Origin of the sequence: Streptomyces sp. BR1 (assembly GCF_052373795.1) — a bacterium.
Lineage (GTDB): Bacteria > Actinomycetota > Actinomycetes > Streptomycetales > Streptomycetaceae > Streptomyces.
On sequence record NZ_CM126252.1, the window covers coordinates 703882 to 720782 of the forward strand.

Sequence of the window (16901 nt, forward strand, 5' to 3'; positions counted from 1 at the left end):
CACTCGGAGCGGCGGGCGGGGCTCAGCGACCGGACGCCACGGGCTCCTCCACGGGGTGCGCCGGGCCTTCCACCTCGACGTATGCCTCACCCTCGGGCCAGGGAACGTCGGTGTAGGCGACCAGGACCTCGGGCAGCCCCTGGTCCTCGTGCGCCATGAGTTCCACGCGGTGGTCGCTGCCCCGGAAGTGGCAGCGGTGGATCCGGGTGCGCACCTTGCCGGGTCCGGGCGTCACGCTGAGCCGCAACTGGCGGGGGCGCAGGAGCACCGGACCCCGGCGCGCGGCACCGGCGTTGACGGTGAGCTTGAGGATGCCGAACGCGGTGTCGGCCCGCAGACCGTCCAGTTGGGCCGGGACGATGTTGGCCTCGCCGAGGAATCCGGCGACCGAGGCGTCGGCCGGTTCGCGGTAGAGCACCTGGGGCGTGGCCTGCTGGACGATCCGGCCCGCCCGCATCACCGCGATGGTGTCGGCGAAGGAGATCGCCTCGTCCTGGTCGTGGGTGACCAGGACGGCGGTGGCTCCGGCCGCGCGCAGGGTGGCCGCGACCTCGGCGCGCAGATCGGTGCGCAGGGCCGCGTCGAGGGCGGCGAACGGCTCGTCCAGGAGCAGCAGTTCGGGCCGGGGGGCGAGCGCCCGGGCCAGCGCGACCCGCTGCTGCTGACCGCCGGAGAGCTGATGGGGGTGGCGGCCGCCGAGCCCGGGCAGCCCGATCAGGTCCAGGAGTTCGGCGACCCGCTCGCGGCGCTGCGCGCGGGGCAGGCCGAAGCCTATGTTCGCGGCGACGCTCAAGTGCGGGAAGAGGGCGCCGTCCTGGGGTACGTAACCGATCCGGCGGCGCTCGGCGGGCAGCCTGCGCCGTCCGTCGTCGAGCAGCGTGTCGCCGAGCGCGACCTCGCCGCTCAGCGCGGGATGGAACCCGGCGACGACCCGCAGCAGGGTGGACTTGCCGCACCCCGACGGACCGAGCACACAGGCGAGGGCGCCGTTCGGTACCGCGAGGTCGACGCCGTCGAGGATCGGGGTGCGGCCGTGGGCCGCGTGCAGGGCGTGGATCGCGAGGCCGCTCATCGGGAGGTCTCCGTGGTGGGGTGGGAAGCGAGCGCGCGCCGGGTCAGCAGGAGCACCGGGGGCACGGACATGAGGACCATCAGCGCCGCGTACGGGGCGGCGGCGCCGTATGCCAGACCGCTGGTGTAGATCCAGAACTGGGTGGCCAGGGTCTGGGTGCCGGTGGGGCGGAGGAGCAGGGTGGCGGTGAGTTCGGTGCTCGCGGTCAGCAGCACCATCGCGGCGGCCGCACCGAGCCCGGGCAGCACCAGCGGGAGCGTGACCCGTACGAAGACGGCGAGGGGGCGCGTGCCGAGCGAGCGCGCGACCTCCTCGACGCCCGGCGGTACATGCGCCAGGGCCGCGCGCACGGCGGTGAGGGCGAGCGGGAAGAAGAGGATCACATAGCCGGCGACCAGCATCGGGGGCTGCTGGTAGAGGGGTTGGGCGTAGCGGATGGCGAAGAACACCACGGAGAGCGCGACGGCGATGCCGGGCAGCGCGCGGGTCAGATACGCGGCGCGCTCGGCGGTCCGGGCGAGCCGGGTGCCGCGCCGCCACCCGTAGAGCGCCACCGGTACGGCGGCGGCCGTGGATACGGCGGCCGCGGCCGAGGCGTAGCCGAGGGTGGTGAGCGCCGAGGACCACACGGAGGCCGACGGCAGGGTGGTCGAGTCGCCCTTCACCAGCCAGTACGCGAGCGCGTAGACCGGCACACCGAGGGATACGGCGACAACTGCGGCAAGCGCGCCGCACGCGGGCAGCTTCCCGCGCCCGAGCCGGGCGGGCGCGGCCCGGCGCGCGCCGCCACCGGGACGGGTGACCCGGCCCCGGCGGCCCGCCCAGGCGTCGAGCCCGACGAGCAGCAGCGCGAGCAGCACGAGCACCAACGTGAGCAGCGAGGCCGACGCGGCGTCGAAGCCGAGCTTGTACTCGGTGAAGATGGCGGTGGCGAAGGTCGTGTAGCGCAGCATCGCGAACGCGCCGTACTCGCCGAGCAGATAGAGCGATACGAGCAGCGCGCCACCGGCGAGCGCGGGCCGGGTCAACGGCACGGTGACCCGCCACAGCGTGGCCCAGGGCCCGCGCCCGAGGCTGCGCGACACCTCCTCGGCGGCCCCGTCCGTGCGCCGCAGGGTGGCCGCGACCGGCAGCAGCACCAACGGGTACAGCGAACAGGTCATCACCAGGACCGCGCCCCAATAGCCGTGTACGGACGGATAAAGGGAGACCCAGGAGTAGCCGCGCACGAACTCGGGGACGGCGAGCGGCAGCGCGAGCAGCACCGTCCACCAGCGCCGCCCGGGCAGATCCGTACGCTCGATCAGATAGGCGGCGCCGAAGCCGATGACGGCGGTGCCCAGGGTCACGGCGGCGGAGAGGGCGAGGGTGTGCTGGACGAGCGTGGCGATCACCGGCCGCCCGAGCAGCCGGTGCGCCTGGTCCCAGCCGGCCTGGCTCGCCTGCATCCCCACGAAGACGAGCGGCGAGACGACCACGGCGACGACGGCGAAGGCGAGCAGGGGCAGCGGCGAGAGCAGCCCGGCGCCCCGCAGCAGCCGCAGCCGCAGCGGGGCGGGACCGTCCCCCGTGAACGGGGTGATCACTGGAGGAGACCGGTGTCCTGGAGGAGCTGCAGGGCTTCCTTGCCGTCACCGAGCTCGGCGACGGAGGCGACGGTTCCGACGGAGGCGAGCGGCGCGAGCTCGGGCTTGCCGGGCACGCCCGCGACCAGCGGGTACTCATAGCTCTGCGAGGCGGCGATCAGCTTCTGGGCGTCCTTGCCGTCGAGGTAGGCGAGGAAGGCCTGGGCGGCGGCCTGGTGCTTGCCGGTCTTCAGGATCCCGGCACCCGAGACATCGACGAGCGCGCCGGGGTCGCCCTTGGCGAAGTAGTGCAGCTTGCTGTGGGTGCCGGCCGCGCTCTTCTCGTCGCGCAGGCGGTACCAGTAGTAGTGGTCGACGACCCCGCCCTGCACCTCGCCGCTGTTGACGGCGACCGACAGGTCCTCGTTGCTGTTGTAGACCTTGGAGTTCGCCTTCAGCCCCTCCAGCCACTTCTTGGCGCCGTCGGCCCCGTCGGTCTTGATCATGCGGGTGACGATCGGCGCGAAGTCGGTCTCGCCGGGCGCGATACCGAGCCGCCCCTTCCAGGCGGGCGAGGCGAGGTCGCGTACGGAAGTGGGCGGCGCGCTGTCGGCCGGGGTGCCGGTCCGTGCGACGAACGCGGCGGTACGCGCGGACACGCCGACCCAGCCACCCTTGGGCGAACTGTCAGCGGCAGCAACGGACTTGAGAGTTCCGGGCGCGACGTCCGCGAGCAGCCCCTTCTCTTCGAGAACGGTCAACGCGGGCGGGTTCTCGGCGTAAAAGACATCAGCCGGGGAGGCGGGCCCCTCCTGAAGGATCTGATTGGCGAGCTCGGCTTCGTCACCGGAGCGCAGCTTCACCTTGATCCCCGTGCGCTTCTCGAAGTCGGCGGTCAGCGCCTTGACGGTCTGCTCATGCTGCCCGCTGTAGACGGTGATCGACTGCCCGCGAAGCGATCCACCGGTCGCCGCCGCCGCTGCGTCGTCACCCTTCCCACCACTGTCGGAGCTGGAGCACCCCGTCACGAGGAGCAGAGAGGCGGCGGCCACGGTCGACAGGGCCGCGAGCGGCCATCCGGTCTTGGGCACGATGGAGTCCTTACGGGTGAGGGCACAGAAGCAGAAGCCCACCCCGACGGGATGCGGCCCGGCGTGGTTAGCTGAGGCATACCTTAGGGAGAAACGGCGGCGGCGTCTACATACCTGTAGACAGATGATCGACTGGGGGCGCGCGGGCGTCACAACAGACCCGGGAAACGCAAAAAACCCCAGATGAACTGGGGTTTTTAGTGGTACTGCTGGTCTTGCTGGTGTCCGAGGGGGGACTTGAACCCCCACGCCCGATAAAGGGCACTAGCACCTCAAGCTAGCGCGTCTGCCATTCCGCCACCCGGACTAGGTGTGTGTCTCGCGGGCTTGTTCCCCGCGGCGACAGAGATAACTCTACCAGGGGTTTGAGGCGCCGTTCACCCACATATCGCGTGGTCAGACGAGCGCGGGCGGACGGCGGCACAGATGAGCGGGCCAGCCCCGCGCGTCCCCGGCGAGATCCGCTGGCCAAGCCCTAGCCTCGGCGGGTGGGCAACGACGGCGAGCGTTATCGGCGGCCCCGGATGCTGTCGCCGCTGCGGGAGCATCTGCGGGACACCTTCTGGTTCGCGCCGAGCGCGGCGCTGGCGCTGGTCTGCGTGCTGTGGCTGCTGGCGCACTGGCTGGACACGGCGGTCGTCGACGAGCTGCGCCGCCAGCAGGAGTACGAGGCGATCAGTGATCTCATCGGGGTCGTCGACGACCTGAAGACCGTGGTCACCACCGTCAGCTCGGCGATGATGACCTTCATCGGTGTGGTCTTCAGCATCTCGCTGGTCGCCGTGCAGATGGCGAGCGGGCTCACCCCGCGCGTGGTGCGGATCTTCGTACGCTCCCGGATCACCAAGCTGACCTTCGCCGTCTTCCTCTCCACCTTCGCGCTCTCGCTGCTCGTCCTCACCTCCTACAGCGGCGAGACCGATCCCCGGCGCGTGGACAGCGTGCCGGTCATCCAGAGCGTGCTGACCATCGTGATGGTCGCCCTGAGCCTGCTCCTCTTCATCGCGTACGTGAACGCGACGCTGCGGCTGATGCGGGTCGGGCACGTCGTCGACCGGATCACCACCGAGGCGTTCCGGGTGCTGCACAAGATGCCCCGGGGCGCGATCGACGAAGCCGAGCTGCCCGGGGAGAGCGGGCAGGTCGGGCACAGTGGTCGGGCCGGGCTGCTGCGGGACGTGAACATCGCCCGGCTCGTACGGGCCGCCCGCCGCCAGGACGTGGTGCTGCGGCTGATCCCCCGCATCGGGGACTTCGTGGTGCCCGGGACCCCGGTGCTCGCGGTGCACGGCGGGCGGGCGCCGTCGCGCGGGGCGCTCGGGTACACGGTGTCGGTGGGGGTGGAGCGCACGTTCCACCAGGACCTCGGATTCGGGCTGCGCCAGCTCGGCGACATCGCGCTGCGGGCACTCTCCCCGGCCGTGAACGACCCGACGACGGCGGTGCAGTGCCTGGACCGGATCGTGCAGCTGCTCGCCGCGCTCGCCCACCGCCCGCTCGGCAGCGTGGGCCACCGGGACCGGCAGGGCGTCGTGCGGCTCGTCCAGCCCGTGCCGTCGTGGGGCGACTTCGTGGACCTCGGCTTCGCCGAGATCCGTATCTTCTCGATCGGCAGCCCACAGGTCACCCGCCGCCTGATGTCCGCCCTGGACGAGCTCCTCCGCCTGGCACCCCCGGAACGCGCCGAACCCCTGCTACGCCACCGAGCCCTGCTCGTACAGGCGGTGGAACGAACCGTCCCGGAGTCGGCGGAACGGGCATTCGCGCTGGAGGGGGACAGGCAGGGAATCGGCTGAGCGGAGTGGCTGCGGGACCGATTTCCGGGAGTGGTTGACTGCCCCCATGAAAATTGGCGACACGGTCGACGACTTCGAGCTCCCCGACGAGACCGGCACCCCGCGCAGCCTCTCCGGGCTGCTGGCCCAGGGCCCTGCCGTGCTGTTCTTCTACCCCGCGGCCTTCACCCCCGGCTGCACCGCGCAGGCGTGCCACTTCCGCGACATCGCCGGGGAGTTCCGGGCCCTCGGGGCGCAGCCGGTCGGGATCAGCGCCGATTCCGTCGAGCGGCAGGCCGAGTTCACCGAGAAGCACTCCTTCGGCTATCCGCTGCTCTCGGACCCGGACGGTGCCGTACGCGAACGGTTCGGCGTCAAGCGGGGGTTCAGCATGGCCCCGACCAAGCGCGTCACGTTCGTCATAGACACCGACCGCCGCGTCCTGGAGATCGTCAAGAGCGAGATCCGCATGAACGTGCATGCCGACCGCGCCCTCGACGTCCTTCGCAAGCGCACCACGTAAGAAGCAAGCCCCTACGCGTACGACTCCGGGAAGTTGCCCGGCAGCCGCTCCCCCGTCGGTCCCTCCGTGACCGCCCGGACCAGCAGCTCGCCGCCGACGAACGCGCCGCGCCAGGACGCGCCGAAGCCGCCGAACAGCTCCTCGCGGTCGCCGCGTGAACGCGCCTTGCCGCGGCCGACCTTGAAGGCTCGTATCTGCGGGGCGAGGCGGGCGTAGGTCTCCGGGTCGTCGGTCGACAGGCTGGCGACCAGCGCCCCGTTCGAGGCGTTCATGGCGGCCAACAGCTCCGCCTCCGTGTCGACCAGGACGATGGTGTCGACCGGGCCGAACGGCTCCGCGTGGAACAGCGGTGACGACGGCGGCGGGTTGAGCAGCGTCACCGGCGGCAGATACGCGCCGGTGTCCTGGCCCGCCAGGAAGCGGCCGTCGGCGAGGCTGCCCCGGTGCAGCGGGACGGCGCCGCGGTCGATCGCCTCGGCGACCTGGTCGCCGAGCTCCTTGGCCTTGGCCGCGTTGATGAGCGGCCCGAAGTCCAGCTCGGGCAGGGCGTCTTCGGGGTGCTCGACCGCGAGGGGGTGGCCCGTGCGGACCTTGCGGACCGCCGGGAGGTACGCGGCGAGGAACTGGTCGAAGAGCGCACGCTGGACGACGAACCTCGGGTACGCGGTGCATCGCTGCTTGCCGTAGTCGTACAACTTGGGAATGACGGTGGACAGGGCGTCCCAGTCCGAATAGTTCCAGATTCCCCAGGTGTTGAGTCCTTCCTGTTCGAGGATGTGCCGCTTGCCGATGTCGGTGACGGCCGTGGCGATGCGCGCGCCGGTGTCGCGGCCGCCGACGAACGACACACAGCCGATCTCCGGCGAGCGCACCAGGGCCTCGGAGAGCTCGCCGCCGCTGCCGCTGACGAGGGTGACGGGGATGCCCTCGCGCGCGGCCAGCGCACTGGCCAGGGTGAGGCAGGCGACGCCGCCGTCCGTCGGGGTCTTGGCGATGACGGCGTTGCCGGCCAGTGCCTGTACCAGCATTGCGTGAACGAGCACGCTCATCGGATAGTTCCAGCTCGCGATGTTGGAGACGGGTCCGGCCAGCGGGGTGCGGCCGTCGACCATCGCGTCGACGTTCTCCACGTACCAGCGCACGCCGTCGATCGCGCGGTCGACGTCCGCCTGCGCCAGCCGCCAGGGCTTGCCGATCTCCCACACAAGGAGCAGGGCGAGCAGTTCGCGGTGTTCGGTGAGCGCGTCGAGGGTGGCGCCGACACGGGCCCGGCGCTCGGGGAGCGGGGTGTGCCGCCAGGCGCGGTGCTGGTCGAGCGAGGCGCGGACCGCCTGTTGGGCGGTGGGCGCGTCCAGACGTGGCGGGCCCGCGATGGGGGTGCCGTCGATGGGGCTGGTGGCGGGCAGGGCGCGGCCGTCGGACTGCCAGTGCGCGGCCCAGAGGTTGAGGACGCGGTCGTCCCGGAACGCCTCGGGCACGATCGCCCGGCAGCGCTGCCAGGCGTCGGTCCAGGAGGTGCCGGGCTTGAGGGTGAGGGTGGGTGCCATCTGTGGGTCTCCGCTCAGGTCGGGCGGGGCAGGAGGTGGCGCTACGGGCCGCCTTCGCACGGGGCGGCCGTACGGCGAAGGTAGTGACACGGGACCGGCGACGGTACGCACCCACGGCCAACTATGAGTGACATCACGTGAGTTCGGTCCGCATGTCGAGACGGTCGAGGAGCAGCCGGGCCGTCCCGGTCGGGGTCGAGCCGACCCGTACGCCCACGGCTTCCAAGGCCGCGAGGCAGTCGATGCGGCTGGTTCCGGCGATGGGATCGCCGCCGGTTCCGGCCGCCGTGGAGAAGACCGTCTCCCGCAGTTCGTATACGAGTTGATGCGTGAGGGTGCCGGACTGGGAGCCAGGCCGATCGTGCCGGTCGCACTGCTGCTGCGCCGGCAAGTGGCCTCCCCCGCCTCGGTTATGGTGTGCGCCGCACGATCGGCGCAGGCTACGAGGCAGGGGGACCACATGGCGGACGCGGACGGCGCCACCGGAGCGCCACAGGAGGCACAGGCGTCCGGCGGTGAGGACCGGCGGGTCTCCACCCTGGAGCTCTTCTTCGATCTGGTCTTCGTCTTCACCCTGACCCAGCTGACCGTACTGCTCACCCAGGACCTGTCGTTCGCCCAGGCCGGACGCGTACTGCTGATCTTCGTGGTGCTGTTCTGGATGTACGGGGCGTACGCGTACCTCACCAACCAGGTGCCGCCCGAGACCAACGCCCGGCGGCTGCCGCTCGTCCTCGGCATGAGCGGTTTCCTGACCTGCGCCCTGGCGATCCCGGGCGTGTTCAAGGACGACGGTGTGGCGTTCGGCCTCGGTCTTCTGCTGGTCACCGTGGTGCACAGCGCGTTGTACGCGCTGATCCACGGCCGGTACGTGCTCAGTTTCGCGCTGCCCAATGTGGCGGCCGCGCTCTGTGTCACCGCCGCCGGTACCGTCGACGGGCGCGCCGCCGAGGCGTGGTGGCTGGCGGCGATCGTGATCCAGACGGCCACCCCGGTCATCTCGGGCCGGATCACCGGCCGTTACACCGACATCAACGAGCCGGTGACCAGCCGGGTCGGGGCGCTGGACCCGGCGCACTTCGTGGAGCGCCACGGGCTGCTGCTGATCGTCGCGTTCGGCGAGTCCGTCATCGCGATCGGGGTCGGCTCCGGCAATCTCCACCTGAATCTGGGCCTGTTCGGCGGGGTGGTACTCGCCCTGGCGCTGGCGACCGCGCTGTGGTGGACGTATTTCATCCGGGACGAGGCGGCGGCCGAGGCGGCGCTGCGCAAGGTCACCGGGATCACCCGCTTCCAGACCACCATGCGGGCGTACTTCTACTGCTTCGTGCCCATGCTGCTCGGGGTCGCCGTGCTCGCGGCCGGGGTGAAGAAGTCCATCGGGCATCTGCCGGACCACTTGCCGACCGCGCCCGCCGTGGCGCTCGCGGGCGGTGTGGCGCTCTTCCTCGCGGGCAACGTCGCCTTCCGCGCGTCGCTGCGGATCGCGCCGCTGGGCTACCGCGCGGCCGCCACAGTGGCAGCCCTCGCCACGGCGCTGCTCGGCATCCATGTGGACGCGCTCGCCGAGTTGTTCGCGCTGGTCCTCGTCCTGGTCGCGATGCTGCTCGCGGAGGCGCGGTGGGGCGAGTGCGCGGATACGTACGCGGAAGCCGAGGAAGTCAACTCAGCCTGAGTCCAACGGAGTTCAGTCGCGCTTCGCGCGCTCGTGGTACGTGGCGCGAGTATGTTCCGTATGGGCGCGCATCACCGCCGTCGCGCGCTCCTCGCCGCGTGCGGAGATTGCCGCGATGAGCTCGCGGTGCTCGACCCAGGACTGGGTGCCGCGGCGGCGGGCGACCGGGGTGTAGTACCAGCGCACCCGCCGGTCCACCTGGGCGGCGAGTTCGGCGAGGACCAGGTTGCCGCCGAGCTCCATCACCTTGGCGTGGAACTCGGCGTTGGTCGACACCGCCAGATCCACGTCGTCGTCCGCGACCGCCTGCTCGCCCTTGGCGCACAGGGCCTCCAGGGCGGCGATCCCGGCGGATCCGGAGTCGGCGGCGGCGAGACGGGCGGCCTCGGCCTCAAGCAGCGTACGTACGGAGAGGAGCTGGTCTGCTTCCTGCTCGGTCGGCTCGTGCACGAACGCGCCCTGCGCGGGGCGCAGATCGACCCAGCCCTCGGTGTTCAGCCGCTGCAGCGCCTCGCGCACCGGCTGCCGCGACACCCCGAGGTGTCTGGCCAGTTCGCTCTCGACCAGGTGCTGGCCGGGGCGCAGCGCGCGCGTGGTGATGAGTTCGAGCAGCGCCTCGTACACCCGCTCGCGCAGCGGTCCCGGGCGCTCCAGCCTGGGCACGGTTCCTTGCGGCAGTCCCGCGGACAACTAGGGCCCCCTGAAGCGCGATTGGCTATCGTCTACAGACTACTGATCGCCATGGCGGACGACATCCGGTCAGGGGCAACAAAACCGTACGGTCACGGGCAGCGGATGACCTGGCCCGCGTACGAGAGGTTGCCGCCGAAGCCGAAGAGCAGGACCGGGTCGCCGGTGCCGATCTCGCCGCGCTCCACCAGCTTGGACAGGGCCATCGGGATGCTCGCGGCCGAGGTGTTGCCGGAGTCGACGACATCGCGCGCGATGACCGCGTTGACCGCGCCGATCTTGCGGGCGACCGGTTCGATGATGCGCAGGTTGGCCTGGTGCAGGACGACGGCGGCCAGGTCCTCGGGGGTGAGCCCGGCCCGCTCGCACACCTGGCGGGCGATCGGCGGGAGTTGGGTGGTGGCCCAGCGGTAGACGGCCTGGCCCTCCTGCGCGAAGACCGGCGGGGTGCCCTCGATGCGTACGGCATGGCCCATCTCGGGGACCGAGCCCCACAGCACCGGGCCGATCAGCTCCTCGTCGGACGCCTCGACCACGGCGGCGCCCGCGCCGTCGCCGACCAGGACGCAGGTGGTGCGGTCGGTCCAGTCGGTGATGCCGGTCATCTTGTCCGCGCCGATGACCAGGGCACGCTGCGAGGATCCGGCCCGCACCGCGTGGTCGGCGGTGGCCAGGGCGTGGGTGAACCCGGCGCAGACGACGTTCACGTCCAGCACGGCGGGCGCGCCCATGCCGAGGCGGGCGGCGACCCGGGCCGCGGTGTTCGGGGAGCGGTCGACCGCGGTGGAGGTGGCGACCAGGACGAGGTCGATGTCGGCGGGGCTGAGCCCGGCGGCGGCCAGCGCCTTGGCGCCGGCGTGTGCGGCCAGTTCGTCGACGGGCTCGTCGGGCCCGGCCACATGGCGGGTGCGGATGCCGACGCGGCTGCTGATCCACTCGTCGCTGGTCTCGACCATGGCGGCAAGGTCGTCGTTGGTGAGCACCTTCGCGGGCTGGTAGTGCCCGAGCGCGACGACGCGTGAGCCTCGCATGCCGGTCATGCCTCGATTCCCCTCGTAGGACATCAGGAGCCATCCAGTCTTCGTGGCTACCGACCGGTACAGAGGCAAGAGATCCAACAGGCTTCCCGCCGAGCCTTTGGAGCCTTGTGTCAGCTCCGGGGCGGCTGCCGTGTGCTTCGCGGCCACCTGCGGGCGGCGGGCACCTGGGAGGAGGCGGCGCAGACTCGGACGACGACGGTGTGCGCGTACTGCGGCGTCGGCTGCAACCTCACGCCCCATGTGCAGGACAATGAGATCGTCAAGGTCACCTCGCCGCACGACAACCCGGTGACCCACGGCAACCTCTGCATCAAGGGCCGCTTCGGCTTCCAGCACGTACAGAATCGGGAATAGTCGCATGGGACGGGTCACCGAGCGCCGCCGCGTCATCCGCATCCGGGACGGCGCGGTCTCCGCCCGGCCGGACACGCTGGTGGCCGAGGAGCCACTGGAGATCCGGCTGAACGGCAGGCCGCTCGCCATCACCATGCGCACCCCGGGTGACGACTTCGCGCTCGCGGCCGGTTTCCTGGTCAGCGAGGGCGTGGTCGCGGCCGCCGACGACATACGGTCGATCGTGTACTGCGCGGGGGCGACGGCGGAGGGCGTCAACACGTACAACGTGGTGGACGTCCAGCTCGCGCCGGGCGTCGAGGTCCCCGACATCACGCTTGAGCGCAACGTCTACACGACGTCGTCGTGCGGGCTGTGCGGCAAGGCGAGCCTCGACGCGGTTCGCACCAACGCGCGCTTCCCGATCGCGGACACTCCCCCGGTCCGCGTCACGCCCGAGCTCCTGGCGAGCCTGCCGGAGCGGCTGCGGGCCTCGCAGCGGGTCTTCGAGCGGACCGGCGGGCTGCACGCGGCCGCGCTCTTCTCGGACGAGGGCGAACTGCTCGACATCCGCGAGGACGTCGGCCGCCACAACGCGGTGGACAAGCTGGTGGGGCGTGCCGTGCAGGCCGGGGGGCTGCCGCTGTCGCGGGCGATCCTGCTGGTCTCCGGCCGGGCCTCGTTCGAACTGGCCCAGAAGGCGGTCATGGCCGGGATCCCGGTGCTCGCCGCGGTCTCGGCGCCCTCCTCGCTCGCGGTGGATCTGGCCGCCGAGAGCGGTCTGACACTGGTCGGCTTCCTCCGGGGCGCATCCATGAACGTGTACGCCGGCGAGCACCGCGTGGCCCTGTCGGCTCCGGCCGCACAGGGCTGACGGGCCCGCGCGCGGCACGGGTACCAGGCCCGGCCGGCGGGGAGCGCCCCCTGCGCCGGCCGGGTTCCGCCGACAGAAGCCCTAGGGCCTGTCCGGTGGACCTTGCCTGGGACGGCCCTAACCGACCTCCGTACCGCCGATCCTGCGCAGCAGTTCCATCAGCTGCTTGCGCTCGGCCGCGCTGAGCGGCGCGAGCAGTTCCTCGTTGGCCCGGTCCGCCGCCGCCGCGCACCGCGCCAGCATCCGCTCCCCCGCCTTCGTCACCGACACCGCGTTCTTGCGGCGGTCATTGGGGTCCGGCTGGCGCACCACATATCCCTCGGCCTGAAGGTCGTTGAGGAAGCCGACCAGGTCCTTGGGGTCGAGCGAGATCCGCCGCCCGAGCTCGGCCTGCGCGATGGGCCCGTACTCACAGACGGCGGCGAGCACCGCGTGGTGCCACATCTTGGCGCCCTCGTCGGCGATGGCGTCGGCGACCAGGGCGCGGCCGCGGGTGGCGACGCGGCCGAGCAGCCAGCTCGGCAGGGTCTGGATGCGCTGGAGCGCGGGGAGCGAGTCGGCGTCTTCGGCGGAGTCTGCACGTGGGGTCACGGTGTCGACCCTACCCAGAAACCATTGGACTTCCCAACGACTTCAAGTATACCGTTGGGGCTCCCAACGAGTTCTCCATCTACCCCGGGAGGGTCCATGCGTCGTGTTCGCTTCGAGGTCAACGGCGGTCCCGAGGTCCTGTTCGTCGAGGATGTCGCGGCCCCCGCGCCCGGCCCCGGCGAACTCCTCGTCCGCGTCGACGCCGTCGGCGTCACCCTGCCCGTCGTCCGCAAGGTCCGCGAGGGCAGCGGGCCCTATCCGCTCGGCGGTGAGCTCGCCGGGACGGTGACCGAGATCGGCGAGGGCGTCACCGCCTTCGCCCCCGGCGACCGCGTGACCGGCCTCTGCTTCTCGCACGGATACGCCGACATCGCCGTCCTCCACGAGGCCATGGCCTCGCACATCCCCGACCACGCGTCCGCCGTCGAAGCGGTCGCGCTGGTGCGCAGCGGGCTGGTGGCACGCGGTGCGTACGAGGCGGCGCGGCCGCTGCCGGGCGAGTCCGTCCTGGTGACGGCGGCGGCGAGCGCGGTCGGCCAGATCGCGCTCCAACTGGCGAAGGCGGGTGGCGCAAGCCGGGTCGTCGCCGCCGTGAGCTCCCCCGAAAAGGCCGACTTCGTACGGGAGATGGGCGCCGACGAGGTCGCGGTGTACGGCGACGAGTCCTGGGGCGAGCCCGTCGACATCGTCCTCGACGGCGTCGGCGGCGACCTGCTCACCCCGGCGGTGAAAGCGCTCGCGCCCGGCGGCCGCCTGGTCGCGTTCAGCTCGGGCGGCGGCACGGTCCAGGCCTATGACCTGCTGGTCGGCGCCAAGTCGGTCATCGGGTTCCAGATGGCGCTGATCGCCCGCAACCAGCCCGAGCTGTACGCGGCGTGGCGCGACGAGCTGTGGGACCTGCACCGCGCGGGCACGATCCGCGCGGCCGTCCACGCCGAGCTGCCGCTGGAGGAGGCGGCCCGGGCGCATGAACTCATCGACTCCCGGCGGAACTTGGGCAAGGTGGTGCTCGTCACGGGCACGGCATGATGCCGGTCAGCGGCGGGGCGTGAGGACCGGCGCGGGGCGCACCGGCCGGGCGGTCCGCTCGGCCGCGCGCCGCTTCGCGAGCACCGCGCACACCATCAGCTGCATCTGGTGGAACAGCATCAGCGGCAGCACCGCGAGCGAGGCCTGGGCGCCGAACAGGGCGCTCGCCATCGGCAGCCCCGACGCCAGGCTCTTCTTGGAACCGGCGAACTGGATCGCGATCCGGTCGCCCCGGTCGAAGCCGAGCCGCTTCGCCCCGTACCAGCTGACCGCCAGCATCACGGCGAGCAGCACCGCCTCGGCGAGGAGCAGGGCGCCCAGGCGGGCCGGGCTCACCTGGTGCCAGATGCCCCGGACCATGCCCTCGCTGAACGCGGTGTAGACGACGAGCAGGATCGAGCCCCGGTCCACCAGCCCCAGGACCTTCTTGTGCCGGGTGAGGAAGCCGCCCACCCACGGACGCAGCAACTGGCCCGCCACGAACGGCACAAGCAGTTGGAGCGCGATCTTCACCATCGAGTCGGCCGAGACCCCGCCCCCGCTGCCGCCGAGCAGCAGCGCCGCGAGCAGCGGGGTCACGAAGATCCCGGCGAGGCTGGAGAACGAGCCGGCGCAGATCGCCGCGGGCACGTTCCCGCCCGCGATCGAGGTGAAGGCGATCGACGACTGGATCGTCGACGGGACCAGGCACAGGAACAGGAACCCGTGGTAGAGGTCCGGGGTCAGCACCCCGGGCACGAGCCCGCGCGCGGCGAGCCCGAGCAGCGGGAAGAGCACGAACGTACAGGCCAGTACGGTCACATGGAGCCGCCAGTGGCGCAGGCCGTCCATCGCCTCACGGGTGGAGAGCCGGGCCCCGTACAGGAAGAAGAGCAGCGAGACCGCACCGGTCGAGGCGCCGCTCGCCACATGCGCGGCCCCGCCGGAGACGGGCAGCAGCGCCGCCAGGGCCACGGTGGCGATCAGCGTCAGGATGAACGGATCGATCGGCAGCCAGGACGGCAACTGCGGGGTGCGGCGGTTCATGGCTCCACTTCGGGTCGGGCTGCGGGTCGGCTCAGGTCGCGATGCGTGCGGCGCGGGCTCGGATCGTGCCTTCTCGATCATTCACCTCCCCGGCGCGATCGGGAATCCCGTACACCACTCTGACTGTCATCACGTTCCGCGATAACGTCTTGATGTGTACGAGCCCCAGCAGTTGCGGACCTTTCTGGCCGTCGCGCAGACCCTGAGCTTCACGCAGGCCGCGCGGCGGCTCGGGCTGCGCCAGTCCACCGTGAGCCAGCACGTACGGCGTCTGGAGGACGCGACCGGGCGGCCGCTGTTCAGCCGGGACACCCACAGCGTGCGGCTGACCGAGGACGGCGAGGCGATGCTCGGCTTCGCCCGGACGATCCTGGCCGCCAACGAACGGGCGGCCGCCTACTTCACCGGGACCCGGCTGCGCGGCCGCCTGCGGTTCGGCGCGTCCGAGGACTTCGTGCTCACCCGGCTCCCCGAGATCCTGGAGGCGTTCCGCCGCGAGCACCCGGAGGTCGACCTGGAGCTGACGGTCGAGCTCTCCGGCACCCTGCACCGCCGCCTGGAAGCGGGCCGCCTCGACCTCGTGCTGGCCAAGCGCCGCCCGGGCGACACCCACGGCGAACTGGTCTGGCAGGACACCCTGTGCTGGATCGGCGCGCCCGGGCTGCGCCCGGACCCCGACCGGCCGGTGCCGCTGATCCTCTTCCCGCCGCCGGGCATCACCCGGGCCCGCGCCCTTGAGGTCCTGGAGGAGCACGGCCGCGCCTGGCGCATCGCCTGTACGAGCGGCAGCCTCAGCGGACTCGTCGCGGCGGCGCGCGCGGGGCTCGGTGTGATGGCCCATACGCGCGGCCTGGTCCCGCCGGGTCTGGCGCCGCTGCCGCCGAGGTCGGGGCTGCCGGAGCTCGGCGGGGTGGACTTCGTGCTGCTGCACGGCCGACGCCGCCCGCAGGCGCAGGAGGCGGCGGACGCGCTGGCGGCGGCGATCCTGGCGGGCGGGGTCAGCCCGCGTACGTCAGCCGCTTGACCTGGCGCAGCAGCGGCGATGTCTCGACGTGCTGGACTCCGTCGAGGGTGCCGAGCTTCTCGCTGAGATACGTGTAGAGCTCGGCGGCGTCGCGGCAGATGACGACCGCGACGATGTTGGAGGGCCCCGAGGTCGCGGCGGCGAAGGGGATCTCGGAGTGGGAGGCGAGGGCCGCGCCCACCGAGGCGAGCGCCGAGGGCGCGACCGTGATCCACAGCATCGCCTTGCTGCGGTAGCCGAACCGGACCGAGTCGAACTCGACGTCGATGAACAGGGCGCCGGAGCGCAGCAGTTGGTCCAGGCGGCGCTTGACGGCCGACTCGGAGCGGCCGGTGGCCTTCTGGAGTTCGGGGTAGCCCGCGCGGCCGTTCTGCTCCAGGGCCGCGATCAGCGCCTCGTCCGCCGCGTCGAGCCGCAGCGGGCCGGACGGCCCCTCGGCCGGTTCCACGGGCGCGGGCCGCAGCGCCGCGCTCTCCTCGGCCGTCAGCGCCGGGCCCTTGGTGAACCAGCCGAGCGGGCCGCCGTAGAAGATGTGGAGCAGCTGATGGGCGCCGATCTCGACGATGCTCGGGGTGCGCGGCAGCTTGCCGAGCAGCAGCGCCTCATGGTCCTCGGGCCTGCGGGACTCGGTCGTGCAGACCACTTCGGTGCCGCCGGAGGTGAGCCCGATCCACTTGGTGTCGGGGCGCCGGGCCAGTGCGGTGGCGATGGAGACGGACGCGTCCGGGGTGCAGCGCAGCCGCAGCATCCAGTGGTCGTGGCCGAACCGTTCGTGGTCGCGGACCGCCACGACCCGCAGCTCACCTTCCGCGTACAGCCGCCGGTAGCGGCGGGCCACGGTCTGGTCGGAGACGCCGAGCACGGCCGCGATCCGGCTGAAAGGGGCCCGGCCGTCCAGTTGCAGCGCGTTGAGCAGCCGTAGATCCAGCTCGTCGAACTCGGGTGAATCCACCGGTCCTGCCCCTTCCGATGTCGGATTCCTGCGCGACGGACGAATTGGGTGGCAATTCCTTCCGTACGGAACCGATCGTACGGGACGTCAACGA

Annotated in this window: 16 protein-coding genes, 1 tRNA gene and 1 pseudogene; 7 read left to right on the top strand and 11 right to left on the bottom strand. The window is 71.8% G+C overall.

Annotated features, from left to right (window positions below):
- Window positions 1-22 precede the first annotated feature (22 nt).
- The 4 genes from ACT1U9_RS03185 to ACT1U9_RS03200 form a co-directional block, all read right to left on the bottom strand.
- Window positions 23-1072, bottom strand: a complete 1050-nt coding sequence (locus ACT1U9_RS03185; protein ID WP_444536829.1) for an ABC transporter ATP-binding protein — start codon at window positions 1070-1072, stop codon at window positions 23-25.
- The gene (locus ACT1U9_RS03190) at window positions 1069-2658 is read right to left on the bottom strand and encodes an ABC transporter permease (RefSeq protein ID WP_444536830.1); all 1590 of its coding nucleotides are present in this window, start codon (window positions 2656-2658) and stop codon (window positions 1069-1071) included. Before ACT1U9_RS03190 ends, ACT1U9_RS03185 begins: the two co-directional genes overlap by 4 nt.
- Window positions 2655-3728, bottom strand: a complete 1074-nt coding sequence (locus ACT1U9_RS03195; RefSeq protein ID WP_444536831.1) for an iron ABC transporter substrate-binding protein — start codon at window positions 3726-3728, stop codon at window positions 2655-2657. The genes ACT1U9_RS03190 and ACT1U9_RS03195 overlap by 4 nt, the downstream gene beginning before the upstream one ends.
- Window positions 3729-3947: 219 nt before the next feature.
- Window positions 3948-4035: transfer RNA gene (locus ACT1U9_RS03200), tRNA-Leu, on the bottom strand.
- A 217-nt stretch (window positions 4036-4252) separates the two neighbouring features.
- On the opposite strand from ACT1U9_RS03200, the gene ACT1U9_RS03205 reads away from it, so the two are divergent.
- Both ACT1U9_RS03205 and ACT1U9_RS03210 read left to right on the top strand, forming a co-directional pair.
- The gene (locus ACT1U9_RS03205) at window positions 4253-5524 is read left to right on the top strand and encodes a DUF2254 domain-containing protein (RefSeq protein WP_444538993.1); all 1272 of its coding nucleotides are present in this window, start codon (window positions 4253-4255) and stop codon (window positions 5522-5524) included.
- Between the two features lie 46 nt (window positions 5525-5570).
- Entirely contained in the window at window positions 5571-6026 is a 456-nt protein-coding gene (locus ACT1U9_RS03210; RefSeq protein WP_444536832.1) for a peroxiredoxin, read from the top strand.
- Between the two features lie 11 nt (window positions 6027-6037).
- Here the strand turns inward: ACT1U9_RS03210 and ACT1U9_RS03215 are convergent, their stop codons facing one another.
- Together ACT1U9_RS03215 and ACT1U9_RS03220 are read right to left on the bottom strand one after the other, a co-directional pair.
- A complete protein-coding gene (locus ACT1U9_RS03215) occupies window positions 6038-7573 on the bottom strand; it encodes an aldehyde dehydrogenase family protein (RefSeq protein ID WP_444536833.1) in 1536 nt (511 codons plus the stop codon).
- A 133-nt stretch (window positions 7574-7706) separates the two neighbouring features.
- Window positions 7707-7964 (bottom strand): hypothetical protein, encoded by a 258-nt coding sequence (locus ACT1U9_RS03220; RefSeq protein WP_444536834.1) that lies wholly within the window; start codon window positions 7962-7964, stop codon window positions 7707-7709.
- 69 nt (window positions 7965-8033) lie between these two features.
- Here ACT1U9_RS03220 and ACT1U9_RS03225 point away from each other — a divergent pair, with 69 nt between their 5' ends.
- On the top strand, window positions 8034-9248 hold the full coding sequence (locus ACT1U9_RS03225) for a low temperature requirement protein A (protein ID WP_444536835.1): 1215 nt from the start codon (window positions 8034-8036) through the stop codon (window positions 9246-9248).
- Window positions 9249-9260: 12 nt separating this feature from the next.
- Here the strand turns inward: ACT1U9_RS03225 and ACT1U9_RS03230 are convergent, their stop codons facing one another.
- Window positions 9261-9911 (bottom strand): GntR family transcriptional regulator, encoded by a 651-nt coding sequence (locus tag ACT1U9_RS03230; RefSeq protein ID WP_444536836.1) that lies wholly within the window; start codon window positions 9909-9911, stop codon window positions 9261-9263.
- Window positions 9912-10030: 119 nt separating this feature from the next.
- Window positions 10031-10969, bottom strand: a complete 939-nt coding sequence (locus ACT1U9_RS03235; RefSeq protein ID WP_444538994.1) for a beta-ketoacyl-ACP synthase III — start codon at window positions 10967-10969, stop codon at window positions 10031-10033.
- A 156-nt stretch (window positions 10970-11125) separates the two neighbouring features.
- On the opposite strand from ACT1U9_RS03235, the pseudogene ACT1U9_RS03240 reads away from it, so the two are divergent.
- Window positions 11126-11332: pseudogene (locus ACT1U9_RS03240) on the top strand (2Fe-2S iron-sulfur cluster-binding protein); the annotation flags it as partial.
- A gap of 4 nt (window positions 11333-11336) precedes the next feature.
- The gene (fdhD, locus tag ACT1U9_RS03245; protein ID WP_444536837.1) at window positions 11337-12185 is read left to right on the top strand and encodes a formate dehydrogenase accessory sulfurtransferase FdhD; all 849 of its coding nucleotides are present in this window, start codon (window positions 11337-11339) and stop codon (window positions 12183-12185) included.
- A 117-nt stretch (window positions 12186-12302) separates the two neighbouring features.
- On the opposite strand, the gene ACT1U9_RS03250 is transcribed toward fdhD, so the two are convergent.
- Window positions 12303-12776, bottom strand: a complete 474-nt coding sequence (locus ACT1U9_RS03250) for a MarR family winged helix-turn-helix transcriptional regulator (RefSeq protein ID WP_444536838.1) — start codon at window positions 12774-12776, stop codon at window positions 12303-12305.
- Window positions 12777-12872: 96 nt separating this feature from the next.
- Here ACT1U9_RS03250 and ACT1U9_RS03255 point away from each other — a divergent pair, with 96 nt between their 5' ends.
- Entirely contained in the window at window positions 12873-13805 is a 933-nt protein-coding gene (locus ACT1U9_RS03255) for a quinone oxidoreductase family protein (RefSeq protein WP_444536839.1), read from the top strand.
- Window positions 13806-13811: 6 nt separating this feature from the next.
- Here ACT1U9_RS03255 and ACT1U9_RS03260 read toward each other — a convergent pair whose 3' ends face one another.
- Window positions 13812-14831 (bottom strand): bile acid:sodium symporter family protein, encoded by a 1020-nt coding sequence (locus tag ACT1U9_RS03260; RefSeq protein ID WP_444536840.1) that lies wholly within the window; start codon window positions 14829-14831, stop codon window positions 13812-13814.
- A 154-nt stretch (window positions 14832-14985) separates the two neighbouring features.
- Here ACT1U9_RS03260 and ACT1U9_RS03265 point away from each other — a divergent pair, with 154 nt between their 5' ends.
- The gene (locus ACT1U9_RS03265) at window positions 14986-15855 is read left to right on the top strand and encodes a LysR substrate-binding domain-containing protein (protein WP_444536841.1); all 870 of its coding nucleotides are present in this window, start codon (window positions 14986-14988) and stop codon (window positions 15853-15855) included.
- Here the strand turns inward: ACT1U9_RS03265 and ACT1U9_RS03270 are convergent.
- Window positions 15830-16807 (bottom strand): Lrp/AsnC family transcriptional regulator, encoded by a 978-nt coding sequence (locus tag ACT1U9_RS03270; RefSeq protein ID WP_444536842.1) that lies wholly within the window; start codon window positions 16805-16807, stop codon window positions 15830-15832. The two genes, ACT1U9_RS03265 and ACT1U9_RS03270, sit on opposite strands and share 26 nt — an antisense overlap.
- Between the last annotated feature and the right edge of the window lie 94 nt (window positions 16808-16901).

Coding starts and splice junctions, on each gene's coding strand:
- ACT1U9_RS03185 (WP_444536829.1), bottom strand. CDS start 1,072: ATGAGCGGCCTCGCGATCCACGCCCTGCACGCGGCCCACGGCCGCACC.
- ACT1U9_RS03205 (WP_444538993.1), top strand. CDS start 4,253: ATGCTGTCGCCGCTGCGGGAGCATCTGCGGGACACCTTCTGGTTCGCG.
- ACT1U9_RS03210 (WP_444536832.1), top strand. CDS start 5,571: ATGAAAATTGGCGACACGGTCGACGACTTCGAGCTCCCCGACGAGACC.
- ACT1U9_RS03215 (WP_444536833.1), bottom strand. CDS start 7,573: ATGGCACCCACCCTCACCCTCAAGCCCGGCACCTCCTGGACCGACGCC.
- ACT1U9_RS03225 (WP_444536835.1), top strand. CDS start 8,034: ATGGCGGACGCGGACGGCGCCACCGGAGCGCCACAGGAGGCACAGGCG.
- ACT1U9_RS03235 (WP_444538994.1), bottom strand. CDS start 10,969: ATGCGAGGCTCACGCGTCGTCGCGCTCGGGCACTACCAGCCCGCGAAG.
- fdhD (WP_444536837.1), top strand. CDS start 11,337: ATGGGACGGGTCACCGAGCGCCGCCGCGTCATCCGCATCCGGGACGGC.
- ACT1U9_RS03255 (WP_444536839.1), top strand. CDS start 12,873: ATGCGTCGTGTTCGCTTCGAGGTCAACGGCGGTCCCGAGGTCCTGTTC.
- ACT1U9_RS03260 (WP_444536840.1), bottom strand. CDS start 14,831: ATGAACCGCCGCACCCCGCAGTTGCCGTCCTGGCTGCCGATCGATCCG.